The organism is Hyella patelloides LEGE 07179 (assembly GCF_900659865.1).
In the GTDB taxonomy this organism is placed as follows: domain Bacteria; phylum Cyanobacteriota; class Cyanobacteriia; order Cyanobacteriales; family Xenococcaceae; genus Hyella; species Hyella patelloides.
In genome coordinates, this window is the sequence record NZ_LR213950.1 from 1 (window position 1) to 14023 (window position 14023).

Below are 14023 nucleotides of genomic sequence, written 5' to 3' on the forward strand. Positions count from 1 at the left end.
AAACAATTATTTTGGCTGAATTTCTTAAGGATTAACTGCTTAATGTTCCTGAATTCCTAAGTATTACATTTTGACGTGCGGAAGGTGGGTAGAAGTGTTTTTGATCGACAACAATTAAATTTTAAAAATATCTTTTCCCTGAAAATTTCAATAAAATAAGGTGGGCATTGCCCACCCTACTAATTAAAGAATTTAAGCTAAAAGCAATCAAAAATTAACCATTAAAATTCAACTTTGTCAACTCTTCAGCCAAAATATCTACCGTTAAACGAATTTGCTCCTCTGTATGGTTACAGGTCACAAAAAAGCGTAATCTTGCGCCGTTTTGAGGTACAGAAGGATAAATCATAAAAGGTACATTAATCCCCCTTTTAAACATATTTTGGGATAACTGAATTGATTTAAGAGAATTCCCGACAATAATGGGAATAACAGGAGAATCTTTACTCATCCCCGTATTCAATCCTTTTTCTTTTGCCAAAGATAAAAACAGTTTGGCATTATTTTGCAATTGAACCGCTCGTTGAGGTTCTGCTTTGAGCACTTCAATCGCTGCGAGGGTAGCACCTGCATTGGGGGGAGACATCCCCACACTAAAGACAAAACCAGGAGCAGTATATTTAAGATATTCAATTAAAGCCTTAGAGCCAGCAATATAACCTCCACAGCTTGCAAAAGATTTACTGAGTGTTCCCATCCAAATATCGACATCACTGGGATTAACGCCAAAATATTCGCTGATACCCCGTCCTGTATCGCCGATTGTTCCCATAGAATGAGCTTCATCTACCATTAAGAAAGTCTTGTACTTTTTCTTGAGAGCAACGAAAGCAGGTAGATCGGCAATGTCTCCATCGGTGCTATATACCCCTTCAATAACAATTAAAACTTTTTGATAACGAGGTCGGCGATCGCGTAAAATTTCAGCTAAAGTATTAAAGTCATTGTGGGGAAAAGCAACTAAACTTGCTCCTGAAGTAAAACACCCCTGCAAAATGCTGTTATGGGAAAGTGCGTCATACAGTACTAAATCATCTTTGCCAAACAGATGACCAATAGTCGTCACGTTGGTAGCGTGTCCTCCTACCATGACAATACTATCTTCCGCACCGATAAAATTCGCTATGGCTTGTTCTAACTCCCGATGAAGGGGTTTTTCTCCCGCAATTAAGCGACTAGCAGAAGCAGATGTTCCATAGCGAGCGATCGCATTTTGGGCTGATTGGTCTACTTTGCGATCGCCACACATACCGATATAGTTATAAGTGGCAAAGTTAATTAATTCACGACCATCAACTACTGTGGTGTCATTAACTACCCTTTCCTGGGAAACAAAGAAGGGATTGCCATTACCCAAGCTTGCAACTTGTTTTAAATCTTCTTGTAGCTTTTGATATTCAGGAAGTTTATCAAAACTATAATACTCTTCTGGAATAGCTCGATCTGTGCCTAAATCTTGCTTTATTCCATCAGAATGGTTTAAATCATCTAAATCTAACTCAGGGATTGTCGAAACGACATCTAAGCCATTAGCATCTCCATCAAAGCTATTGTTGTCTGGTGGAGTAGCCAAATATTTTGCTAGGGCTTCAATGCTTTGGTAATCCCAAAGTAAAGTAGGAGAAAGACGACATCCCAGATAATTTTCTAACTCTCCTGATATATTGATTGCTTCAACAGAATCTAAACCGTAGTCAGCAAAATCTTTTTGCACATCTATTTCATGGGGTTTAATCTCCAATGAGTCTGCGATTTTATCAATCAACCAACCTTCTATAGCTTCCCTAGTAGGATACGAACTAGATTTACCTAGTTTTTTTGTATTAACCATAGAGGTTGTTTGACCATTTTTACCATTCAAGGTTTCATTCAATAGTGTCATCTCTTCACTCCTACACCACTTTTTGAGCAATTTATGGGTCTAGCTGACACCTTTTCCAGACCATACAATTCGATATGATGGTTATTTTGCCACGAACTGCTTGTAATTAGCTAATATTTACGAACAAATCATGGTAATATCCAGCGTTTGTTAATATTTTTTTTCTCAAACATCATAATAAACAGTAATTGAGCAATCACCTAACCGCCTAATCAGTAAACAATTACTAAGTTTCCCGTCTCCTTTAACCTCCTTACCCCTCTCAGGTCTATGTTTTTAATAATTGAAAGTTTCGACGGTTTCTTTAATCGAAAATTGTGTATTCAAACATACCAGCGATTGGGCTGAAGAGAAACTCTTCCCCTCACTTCAAACTATTAAATCTTAAAATCATACCTTTAATTCTCCTCATTTCCGCTAATTTCTCAAAATAAACAACCCCTACCAAAAGACTCATAACTTCTAGCAGGGGTTATTTTAAAATTCAGCAGATAGCCAATGGCTAACAGCTTTTCTAACTAGCAATATATTCGCGAACATAAGCACGTCTTCTTCTGAGTTGTGCTAGAGCTTGATGTTCTAGTTGACGCACTCTTTCACGGCTCAAATTCATTCTTTGACCGATTTTAGCTAAAGATAACTCTTTGCCATCTTCTAAGCCAAAACGGAGAAATAAGACCTCTCTTTGTTGCGGTGACAACTCAGCCATCAGATTGTATAGATCTTGCTTGAGAAGCTCTTGAGTAGCGTATCTGTCAGGAGAAATGCCATCATCTTCTAACAATTCTGACAATTCTGTATCCTGATTATCTCCCACCCGTACATCTAAAGAAATGGGTTGACGAGCAACACTAAGATATTCCCGAATTTGCTCGGTTTCTAAGCCTAACTCGTTGGCAACTTCGGCTGGAGTAGCACTTCTACCGAGAGATTGAGATAATTCTCGTTGGGTTTTTTTGATTTTGTTGAGTTTTTCCGTGATATGAATTGGTAAACGGATTGTACGAGCTTGTTGAGCGATCGCTCTTGTAATGGCTTGACGAATCCACCAGTAAGCATAAGTGGAGAACTTATAGCCTTTAGTGGGATCGAATTTTTCCACTCCTCTTTCTAAGCCAAGACTACCTTCTTGGATTAAATCGAGGAATTCCATATTACGCTTTTGGTATTTTTTAGCGATCGCTACTACCAAACGTAAATTGGCTTCAATCATTTTCTTTTTGGCTCGTTGTCCCAATTTGACAACCCTGTTTAGTTCTGCTTCACTCTTATGAACTAAATCAGCCCATTCCTTCAGACTTAGCTGATGCTCCAGCTTTTTCTCTTTTGCTTCTTTCTTCTCTACCAGGGTCATCATAGACTGCACTTGTTTGCCAAAAACAATTTCTTGTTCGTGGGTTAACAAAGGTACTCTACCAATTTCATGCAAATAAGCTCTCACCATATCTGCCGAGTAGTTTGCGGTTTTGGTTTGTTTGTCGATGTTTACTGTAGGCATTGGTACAGTTATGACTCCTTGCAATATAAGAAAAGTTTTTGCAGATCGATAACTCAATTTAAAAAATTAATTCTCGGAAGAATTATGATTTTTTAACGAAATTAGTGCCAGCTAACTCTATATACCGATCTCGCTGCAACTTTATGTAACTATATATTTAGACTTTTGTTGTTTCTAAAAAGTTCAACTATATTCAAATCAATTTTTTTTGATTTAGAGAGAAACTTTATGACAATATCAATTGTCAACCCAAATTATTCTTCGCGCTCAAAATTATAATGGTGGATTTCCGTACTTTTAAGGTCAGATAAATAATAGTTTTTTTTCAAAAAGATTATTGATTGCTGCTATTGGCTGAGGAGTGGAATTACTACAATGGGATGAGGGATGAGGAAGTAATAGATAATCACGCATCAAGACACGTCTCTTCTCAATAATTAACCAACTTTAAATCTTTCTTTGGCAGCATTAAAGGCTTCTGCCATTGCTAACTGAATTTTTTGGGGATCGGGTTTTTTGCCTCCCATAAGATCGCCAAAATAGACACAAGCTCCTTCTCCTAATGCCCAGGTATAAGCAGCAGCCCAGGAAGCAGCGATCGCACTTCCTAAACCAGGAATAAATTTAATCAATTCTCTACCAACTGCTTGAGCGAAAAAACCACCAGCGATCGCACTAGCTACACCTCCTGCTTGAGAAGGGCTTAAGGTTTGTCCGTATAACTTACCTAGCAATCCCACCATCGATACTTGTAAAGCGGTTAAAACTGGCATTGTCGCAAAGGGAAGGGGTACAGCAGCTAAAGTAGCAGCCATAGTGGAAAAAGCTACCATATAGCGTCTGGCGGTATCTCGATAGATATTTCCCAATTTATCTCCTACTCCGCGATCTAGTAACTGATGAATGGTATTAGCTTCAGCTTTGGGTAGCAACTCGGCTAAATTATCTCGCAAGCTTGACAAACCATAAAATACAGGTTCGTATTCATCTTCTTCGAGGGTGAAATCAATTAAAACTAAGCGATCGCATAATCCTGTAAAAGAAGACTCAATTTCGGCAAAAGATCGTTTAATTTCCCCGTAATTTGGCGGATATTCAGGGTGATTATCGATGCTTGCTGGATAAATTTCATGTAAACAAGTGACTGCTAGTAAACAGGGAATTTGCGGATATTTTTGTCTGAGTTGTTGGGCAACCTGTCTTAAGCTATCGGTAGCAAAATCATTAATTTTGACAGTTAAAAGCAAAATACGGGCGCATTTTTCTTCTTTTTGTAATTCTGCTTCTAATTCTGCAATAATTGTCTCAGTTTCTTGCTCTATATCGCCTAAACCCACTGTATCAGTAAAAATCAAGAGGGGTAAATCATCGGAAGGATAGGCATAACGCTCTGTATGCTGAGTGTGGGGTTGAAATCCTTCGCCGACTATTTCTTCAGAAACTCCCGTTAAACCCCTAACTATAGAACTTTTGCCAGCTTGGGGTTTGCCGATTAACCAAGCTTCGGTAGTAGGTAATTCTTTTCTAACTTCGGATAAAATTGTTGCCACTTGCTCATCACTAACACTAAACCACTTAGTTGCATTTTTAGTGACATCGTTCCAAGGGATTAATTGCTGTAACTTTTGCTTAGCATTGTCCCAGAAATCGGTAATTTGGTTATTTTGGAAAAAAAGCGCGATCGCGTTTGGTTTTGTTCGATCTCGATCGGCTCGCTTTTGGGAAGCTTGAGGCAATGTTCCATCTTGCTGGCGATCGTCGCTCATGCTTAACTATTTAGACTCTACACTTTTTATTGTAATCAAAACTAGGGTGGGCAATACCCACCCCACTACTACTAATACTAAACAGAGACTTCACTTAACTCACGACACATATAGTCAAAAGGCTCATCAATAAAAGATGTATCTCCCACACCTGATTCAGTAGCCATTTCTTTAACCAGATCCTTCATCATTTGAATTCCTACTACGGTTGGCCCAATAGGAACTCCCAAAGAATTGTAAGTTTCTCTCAAACCTTGTAATACTCTCTCGTCAAGTAAATTCATATCACCCGCTACTAAAGCATAACTGGCATAGCGCAGATAGTAATCCATATCCCGCAAACAAGCAGAATAACGACGAGTTGTGTAAGCATTACCACCAGGACGAATTAGTTCTGGTACTTGTACAAACAACTCCGAACCTGCCTTTCTCACAACGGATGCTGCATTTCCGCTAATAGCAGTAGCAACCGCTACTCTGGCAGTACCCGATTCAAAGTATTGTTTTAAACTATCGATACCATTCCGGTCTAGATAACGACCAGAAACATCATAGCTTTTGATTAAGTTAGTTACTGCGTCCCGCATTAAATATTTCTCCCAATAACAAATTTCAAGATTAACTACTAAATTTAAGTGAGCTTGATTATTATCTTTACTGTCAACTCGCGCGTGCTTCGGGCGAAGAATGCTCACTTAGCAAACACCGCGTACAAGTTCCGCCGTGCGATGACGGAATTAGTCCCTTGGGAATGTACTCCAAGATAACCTCTCGATGCGCGTTCGCGATTCTGACGAAACGTCGTGCCGTGGTCGCACTGCAAGTTCGCTCGTCAACACGGGAGTCCCCATCTCTTGGATAAATGGAATCTGCTTCTTGACCAGAAGCATCGGGAAGCATTCCCAAGTCCGCGACTGCGTGGGTTTCCCGCGCAGTTTAAGTCGGACGCTTGCGCCTGCCCTAAAGGATACACCTTCGGATAACGGCGACGCGGGGTCTTCCCTCATTTCCTCCCGTCAAATTGACAGTGTTGAGGTGATCCCTCAAATTCTTATATTGTTTCACCGATTGTCACTTATCGGTTATTAAAAGTCGAACATCTTAAACTTCTGAAATAATTTCTCACAAGTCAACAGCCAGAGAAATGAAATTAAAAAGAAGAGAAGTTATTCGTACTCCTTAATTATTGCTTATTTTGTTCTATTGATAAAAAATATCAAATTTTCAAAGATTCTTTGAATAATATCAACATCGATTTTCACGCTACAAAAAACGAATTATGTTCTTTTTGATAAAGATGCCAAATGAGTTCATACTGTTCAGATAAGCTCTCTTTACTTAATTGATAGAGAGATAATTACTCCCCACTTCCCGCTTTTCCCGCTCTTCTCTACTAAAAGAATAATAATTGTTAACCAAACAGTATTACTAGATAGCTCCTCAAGAGCGATCGCCTATCAAGATAGAGAAATAGGCGACAATTTCCCCTAATTGTCAATTTTTCCTGGGCTGATTACCTATTTTGTTAAATTTGGCACATTTTTGTAAAGTTTAAAGGTTTTCACCAGAGTAAAAGGTGGTAATTCTGTAACGGTAATCACAAACTCTTGATACACCTATTTTCTAGGATGATTCGAGGTTGATCAATTAAACATAAACTTTTTTAAGGAGCGAGCTATGCCTGAAACGGCTCAAGAAGTCTTGAACATGATTCAAGACGAAAATATAGAATTAATCGATCTAAAATTCGTAGACTTATTCGGTATTTGGCAGCACTGTACTTTTCATCGTAGCCTGATTGATGAAGATGCTTTTACTGATGGCGTGGCTTTTGATGGTTCGAGTATCCGTGGTTGGAAAGCAATCAATGCTTCTGATATGGCAATGGTTCCCGACCCCAAAACAGCTTGGATCGATCCTTTTATGGAAGTACCAACCCTCAGTATGGTTTGTTCGATTAAAGAACCTCGTACAGGAGAATGGTATGACCGTGACCCTCGTTCTCTGGCACAAAAAGCAGTAGATTATCTTGTGAGTACTGGTATCGGCGACACTGTATACTGTGGGCCAGAACCAGAATTTTTCATTTTTGATGATGTTCGTTTTGGTCAGAAAGAATACGAAGGCTTTTATCACATCGATTCTGTAGAAGGTATTTGGAATTCTGGTGCAAGCGAAGACGGCGGAAACTTAGGCTATAAAACCGATCACAAACGTGGTTATTTTCCTGTAGCACCCTCTGATACTTTGCAAGATATTCGTAGTGAAATGTTGCTTACTATGGCTAAGTGTGGTGTTCCCATTGAAAAACATCACCATGAAGTAGCTTCTGCGGGACAGTGTGAATTAGGGATTAAATTCTCTAACTTAATTAGTGCAGGTGATTATGTTTTAACCTACAAGTACATAGTTAAAAATGTAGCTCGTAAACACGGCAAAACTGCTACATTTATGCCTAAACCTTTGTTTAATGACAACGGTACAGGGATGCACACCCATATGTCGATTTGGAAAGACGGACAGCCTCTTTTCTTTGGTGATGGTTATGCAGATTTGAGTCAAACTGCTTTATATTTCATTGGCGGTATCTTGAAGCACGCTCCCTCGATTTTGGCGTTTACTAATCCTTCGGCAAACTCTTATAAGCGTCTTGTTCCTGGGTTTGAAGCTCCTGTAAACTTGGCTTTTTCTCAAGGAAATCGCTCTGCTTCAGTACGTATTCCTCTCAGTGGTAGTAACCCTAAAGCAAAACGTTTTGAATTCCGTTGTCCCGATCCTACTTCTAACCCTTATTTAGGATTTTCTGCAATGTTACTCGCAGGTATTGATGGGGTGAAAAATCAAATCGATCCTGGTGAACCTCTAGATGTGGATATTTATGAGTTGTCTCCCGAAGAGTTAAGTAAAATTCCTTCTACTCCAGGTTCTTTAGAGGGCGCATTGGAAGCTTTAGAAAACGATCATGGATTCTTAACCGATTCTGGAGTCTTTACCGAAGACTTTATTGATAACTGGATTCAGTACAAACTGGATGCAGAAGTTAATCCATTACGTTTACGTCCCCATCCCTATGAATTTGCTCTTTACTATGATTGTTAGAAAATTCACTGGAAAATTAAGTTAAGTACTTAATTTAGTCTTAAAAACTAGTTTTTAGTATTGAGGGGGACAGTATAGCGATCCCCCTTTTTTTAATTTCAGTTAAGTACTGTAATCGTAATTGGCAATCGGGAATTTTTTTACCAAAATGCAATAAAACCCTCAATAATAACAAATTAATTGTAAAAAATCAGTAAAATTAGCTACGGCGAAAAGGGAGATAAACCTACAAACTGTAAGAACTTTGATTTTTTGTAACCTTTATAAAATTACAAATGTTACAAAGTCTATATACATTCTAAGTTTAGCTAAAGATTTAGATGAATTACCAAATTTCACCTAAGAAAAAACCGAATAAGGGTATTAATTCCCCTCAGTGGTTAAAAACAATATTCAAATCTTTCTCTCCAACATGGGTTGCTTGTATTCCCGTGACAGCCTTAATCATAGTGGTTTGGAATACGTCTGCTCAGGCTCAAGGCTACGGTTTACCTGAAGGGGCGACTCCAGAGCAAATTAACACTAATTTTCAAGTTGTTCTCGATTCAATTTTCCTTTTGATTGCTTCTGTTTTAGTAATCTTTATGAATGCTGGTTTCGGAATGTTAGAAACTGGATTCTGTCGCCAGAAAAACGCGGTTAATATTTTATCAAAAAACTTAATTGTTTTTGCGATCGCAACTATGGCTTACTGGGCAGTGGGTTACGCTTTTATGTACGGTGAAGGAACTCCTTTTATTGGGACGAGTGGTTTCTTCTTCAACGGTAGCAGTATTCCCTACACTGGAGCGGAATCCTTTGAAGAGGTTACGCAAATAGTAGATGGTGTAGAAGAAACTATCCGAGTTGCTACTGCTGTGCCTGAAGCAATATCTTTCTTGTTCCAAGTCGCATTTGCTGCCACTGCTGCAACCATCGTTTCTGGTGCTGTAGCGGAAAGAATCAAATATAGTGCATTTTTGATCTTCAGTGCGCTTTTAGTAGCTATTTCCTATGCTGTTACAGGTCACTGGGTATGGGATGGCGGTTGGTTAAGCGAAATGGGCTTTTCTGACTTTGCTGGCTCTACGGTGGTTCACTCTGTTGGTGGTTGGGCTGCTTTAGTGGGTGCTTTCATTCTTGGTCCGAGATTAGGCAAATATCAAGATGGTAGAACTAACGCTCTTCCTGGTCATAACATGGGTTTTGCGACTTTAGGCTGTTTGATCCTTTGGATTGGCTGGTTTGGTTTTAACCCTGGTTCTGAATTGGCTGCTACTGCTAACGTACCTTACATTGCCGTAACTACTAATTTGGCTGCTGCTGCTGGCGGTGTAACTTCCACTTTCACCTCTTGGATCAAAGATGGAAAACCAGACTTATCAATGACTATCAACGGTATTCTGGCTGGTTTAGTCGGTATTACCGCGGGTTGTGCTGATGTTGACTATTGGGAAGCGGTTGTGATTGGCGCGATCGCGGGAATTCTAGTAGTGTTCTCTGTAGGTTTCTTTGATTCTGTGCTTAAAATCGACGATCCTGTAGGTGCTACTTCCGTTCACTTAGTTTGTGGTATTTGGGGTACTCTTGCTGTGGGTATCTTTGGTACAGGAAACATTGTTACTCAAATCATTGGTATTCTAGCTATTGGTGCTTTTACCATTGTTTTCAGTGGGGTTGTTTGGTTTGCTCTCAAAGCTACTATTGGTATTCGCGTATCTGAGCATGAAGAAATCCAAGGTTTAGATATCGGCGAACATGGTATGGAAGCTTACAGTGGATTCGTTAAAGAAGCTGACATTATCGGTGTTGGTAGTGCTACTTCTAGTGTTAGTACTGGCGCACCCAGTTCTGAATTCTAGTTTTTAGTAAATAATTATTTACTTTTAATAAGTTATTTTTGTAATGTCACCTGATAACAGGTGGCTTTTTTTTTGCTTGGGTTAAGTAAGGGATGAATTATGAGAAATAAGCAACGAGGAAAGTTTTTAGATCATTTTTAAAAACTTTTTCAACCAAACTCAAAACAGAGGATAGATACAAGACTAAGATTGAATTAGCTTCTGAAATAATTAAAGCAGTTCCTTTAAAAAACTGGTCAAGAAAAACAATGAGCAACTATTCTGATTTTTCAGCGCGTAACTATAGGATTGAAACAGAGTTAGGAACTAATAATAAGAACGGCAGAGTTGCATACAAGGCTATTCAAATCCCAACTAACTTACCTGTACTGATTAAAGAATTCCAATTCGCTCAAACTTCTTCAAATTGGTCGGGATACGATGCCTTTTGTGGGGAAAAAGAAATTTTAGAACAACTCGACCATCCCAGCATTCCCAAATATTTAGATTATTTTGAAACGAATTCCAGCTTTTGTTTGGTTTGCGAAGACAAACAAGGTATACCCCTAACAAATACCATCGAGTTTACCCCAGAACAAATAAAAGCGATCGCTCTAGCTCTGCTCGAAATTTTAATTTATCTCCAAAAGCAGCCCCAGCCACTGATCCATCGAAATATTAAGCCAGAAAATATTTTGGTAGATAGCAGTAGCGGACAATTACAGGTTTATTTACTCGATTTCGGCTCTGCTGCATTACTCGGACAAGCATCTGATGACCAAATCCCTCACGGTCCTTTAGGGTTTGTACCACCCGAACAAGCTCTCAATCTCGGTTTGAGTTTAGCTACAGATTTATACAGTTTGGGTGCTACTTTAGTTTGTTTATTAACCCGCACAAAATCCGCAGAGATCGGCACTTTGATTGATGATAATTTTCGCATCAACTTAAAGTCTCTTTTGCCCCAGTTACATCCTCAATTCTTTCACTGGTTGGAAAAGATGACAAATCCCAAGCAAGAACTTCGCTTTAATAATGCTGTTGCAGCTTATTCGGCTTTAAATTCAATCGATCTCAGCCAAACTCCTTTATTAGTCCCCGCCAGTAACAAAAAATTGATTCGAGGTTTTACTGTTGTTGCTTTTGTTGCTGGAGTTTTTACCGCAGTTAACACCATACAATATCAGTGCTTTTTTGAGTCTCGAAACAGCCCAACTGTTTTTAATTCTTCTTCTGTTTCGAGTTCTGCTTGCTCCCAGCTTACTGAATTAGGTCAATATCTAGGTTATATGAGAGATGGAAGCGACTATCATCGTTTTATTCTCACCAACAATAGTTCTTGTGCTAATGCTCTCGATAATTGTCGATTAAATGCTGCTAATAATCCACACAAAGACTTGCTTTGTACCTGGAATGGGGTGGAAATTTTTTCAACTCAAGATTAATTTGACATATAGCTTTTCTCCTTCTAGAGAGGCACATTAACATCCTGGTTTTTGTTGATGGTTCATATTTGATTTTTGATTGGGTATGCCTTCTGTCTCTGAGAATTGTTGTAATCTGCGAAAAAGATCGCTTTTTCTTTTAAATTAGTGGAGAAACAGTATTGGCATTTACCTTGACATGATATTGATTTTTAATCCAATCAAATTTTGTTGTTATTGACCATAAAATTCTACCAATTAAATTCTAGTTCCAAAAACTCTTCTAGTTGTCTATTATAGGGTTTGAAATATTGTTTCAAGGTTTCTCTCACTGCGGAATCTACTTGCTTATAAAAGCCAACATTGACCTTAGAATATTCTTCTAATTCTTGAAAATTAACTCCTAGAAAATTAAAGATAGCTTTCATGGTCATGGCGGTATTGCTATAAAAATCTTCGCTTTTTAAAATTAAAAATTGTTCTCTGGGCAAATGTTCCATCCAAGCTTTCAATTGATAGTAATAGAAACTAGAAAATATATTATCTATTTTACGATAACCTCCTTGCATCAATTCAGTTTCATCCAGATTTTCTAACTGTTTAATTTCTTGAGAAATTGCATCTTCCAAACTACCCGTAGTCAAGCCTGTATTAATTTTATGGTAGTGCCAAGAAATAGCTCGATCTACTGGATTACGTAATAAGATAATAAGTTTAGTGTTTGGACAAGTTGCTTTGATTCTGGTAGCTATTTGAGGAAAGCGTAAATAATTAGGTGTGGCTTCTCCTGTTAACAAGTTATTGCGATCGCAGATAGTAGGAAAATGAGCTAAATACCAAGCAATTCCTTTATTAAAATTGTGCCCAAAAAAATCTAATTCTTTTTTGTGAGATAGTAGTATTTGTGGATGATAACTTAAATAATTATATAAAGAAGATGTCCCACACTTTGATGCCCCTGCAATAATAAAATCTGGTGCATTTTGTTTGGGCTTTTGCCAATCTAAATTAGCTAGTTCAGGATAAAGATTAGTTACTCTTTGATAACAGCTAGTACGATAACAATTAATAGCTTCTGCTATTTTGTTCTGTTGAGAAAGAGCATCACCTAAATTACCCCAAGCCAGAGGAATATTGTGATTTTTGGCGACTAATTGACGATAAAAACTAACTACTTGTTTTAGTTGTTTTTCTCCAATAGGAGTGTATTGAATACTAATATAAGGTAACTGGAATTGAGGGTCGAGTTTAATAGCTTTTTGATAAGCGGAAATTGCTTGAGGAAAATAACTTTTTGCACGATATATTGTACCCAATTCGTAATATTGTTGTGAAGTGGGATGAGGATGTTCTTTTAAAGTTGCTGCATAACAGGCGATCGCTTGTTCTTGTACGGGGGATTTTTCTATCCCATGATAAATTACATAGTCGTAGCAATCGATCGCTAATTGATATTGTTCTAAATGCCGATAAACTTCTGCCAACCGCATATAAGCGTGCATAAACTGAGGATGAAGCTGAACTACTTTTTTATAGGCTTTCAGGGCTGATTGCCACTGATGTTGATGCTGAAAAATTTTTCCTAAATGATGGTAAGCATCCCACAAATCTGACTTTAATTGTAAGGCTTTTATCGTAGCATTCTGAGCTTGTTGCCACTGTTGCAATTCTACTAAAACTTTTGCCCAGTCAAGATAACCCCAAGGTTCATCAGCTTTTAATTTTAATGCTTCTTGGTAACGCAAATTGGCATAGTGCCATTTCTTTTGATTGGATAAAGCTTTGGCTAAAGCAAAAATATAACGGGTATCTTGGGGATTTTCGCGAATTCCTTGACGATAAACAGCTAATACAGCTTCTTGTTTGCCTTCAGAAGTCAATAATTCAGCTAAACATTGATAAGCTTCCCATAAATGAGGATTATTAGTTATAGCTTGACGATAAGATTTCTTTGCTTTATGGAGTTTATTTTGTTTTTGTAATTCCTTACCTAAAGCTACATAATCTGTGATTTCATTTTTTGGCAGATTTCTTGGCAATTCTAAATCGTCATCGGATTTGTAATCCTTCATTCTCAATCATCTATCATTAAACATCGCTTAATTATCTTTATATCACTCATCATTTGGCATTTATTCAGTGGTTTGATTTCTTCAATTAGAATTAATTCACGAGTAATAAGTAATAAGTAACGAGTAACTCGTCATTACCTCTGCGGAGAAAGAGCGAGGATTCAATTATTGAATTATATTTCTATATTTTCGCGCCATAAATGGCAGGAACGGGCGAGTCGAGCATTTGAACTAAATTCAAATGACGCGCCCTCGGCTTTAAACCATACTTCGGGTTTTACTTATTACTTATTACTTATTACTTATTACTTTAGCCCGAAGGGTGTGGTAAACGAATCGACGATCCGATTCTCATTACGCACGTCTAAATGTAATACACAAAATTACAAGTATTATAGCGATCGCTATATCTCAGCGAGAGAGGTTCACTCGTTCCTCGTGGTCACGAAGTGGCTGCTTTGC

Annotated in this window: 8 protein-coding genes; 3 read left to right on the forward strand and 5 right to left on the reverse strand. The window is 38.1% G+C overall.

Going from position 1 to position 14023, the window contains the following annotated elements; all coding sequences use genetic code 11:
• Positions 1-214: 214 nt before the first annotated feature.
• From H1P_RS22875 to apcB, 4 genes are all read right to left on the reverse strand, one after another.
• A complete protein-coding gene (locus H1P_RS22875; RefSeq protein WP_144871694.1) occupies positions 215-1882 on the reverse strand; it encodes an aminotransferase class I/II-fold pyridoxal phosphate-dependent enzyme in 1668 nt (555 codons plus the stop codon).
• A 514-nt stretch (positions 1883-2396) separates the two neighbouring features.
• Positions 2397-3380, reverse strand: a complete 984-nt coding sequence (locus H1P_RS22880) for an RNA polymerase sigma factor, RpoD/SigA family (RefSeq protein WP_144871696.1) — start codon at positions 3378-3380, stop codon at positions 2397-2399.
• Positions 3381-3817: 437 nt separating this feature from the next.
• Positions 3818-5146, reverse strand: coding sequence for a YcjF family protein (locus H1P_RS22885; RefSeq protein WP_144871698.1), 1329 nt, complete (start codon positions 5144-5146; stop codon positions 3818-3820).
• A 77-nt stretch (positions 5147-5223) separates the two neighbouring features.
• Positions 5224-5733, reverse strand: coding sequence for an allophycocyanin subunit beta (gene apcB, locus H1P_RS22890; RefSeq protein WP_144871700.1), 510 nt, complete (start codon positions 5731-5733; stop codon positions 5224-5226).
• Between the two features lie 1090 nt (positions 5734-6823).
• Here apcB and glnA point away from each other — a divergent pair.
• From glnA to H1P_RS22905, 3 genes are all read left to right on the forward strand, one after another.
• Positions 6824-8245 (forward strand): type I glutamate--ammonia ligase, encoded by a 1422-nt coding sequence (gene glnA, locus H1P_RS22895; protein WP_144871702.1) that lies wholly within the window; start codon positions 6824-6826, stop codon positions 8243-8245.
• Positions 8246-8565: 320 nt separating this feature from the next.
• Positions 8566-10086, forward strand: coding sequence for an ammonium transporter (locus H1P_RS22900; protein WP_144871704.1), 1521 nt, complete (start codon positions 8566-8568; stop codon positions 10084-10086).
• A gap of 248 nt (positions 10087-10334) precedes the next feature.
• On the forward strand, positions 10335-11510 hold the full coding sequence (locus H1P_RS22905; protein ID WP_144871706.1) for a serine/threonine protein kinase: 1176 nt from the start codon (positions 10335-10337) through the stop codon (positions 11508-11510).
• 230 nt (positions 11511-11740) lie between these two features.
• Here H1P_RS22905 and H1P_RS22910 read toward each other — a convergent pair whose 3' ends face one another.
• Positions 11741-13561 carry a tetratricopeptide repeat-containing sulfotransferase family protein gene (locus H1P_RS22910; protein ID WP_144871708.1) on the reverse strand — a complete coding sequence of 607 codons (1821 nt, stop codon included), beginning with the start codon at positions 13559-13561 and terminating at the stop codon, positions 11741-11743.
• Between the last annotated feature and the right edge of the window lie 462 nt (positions 13562-14023).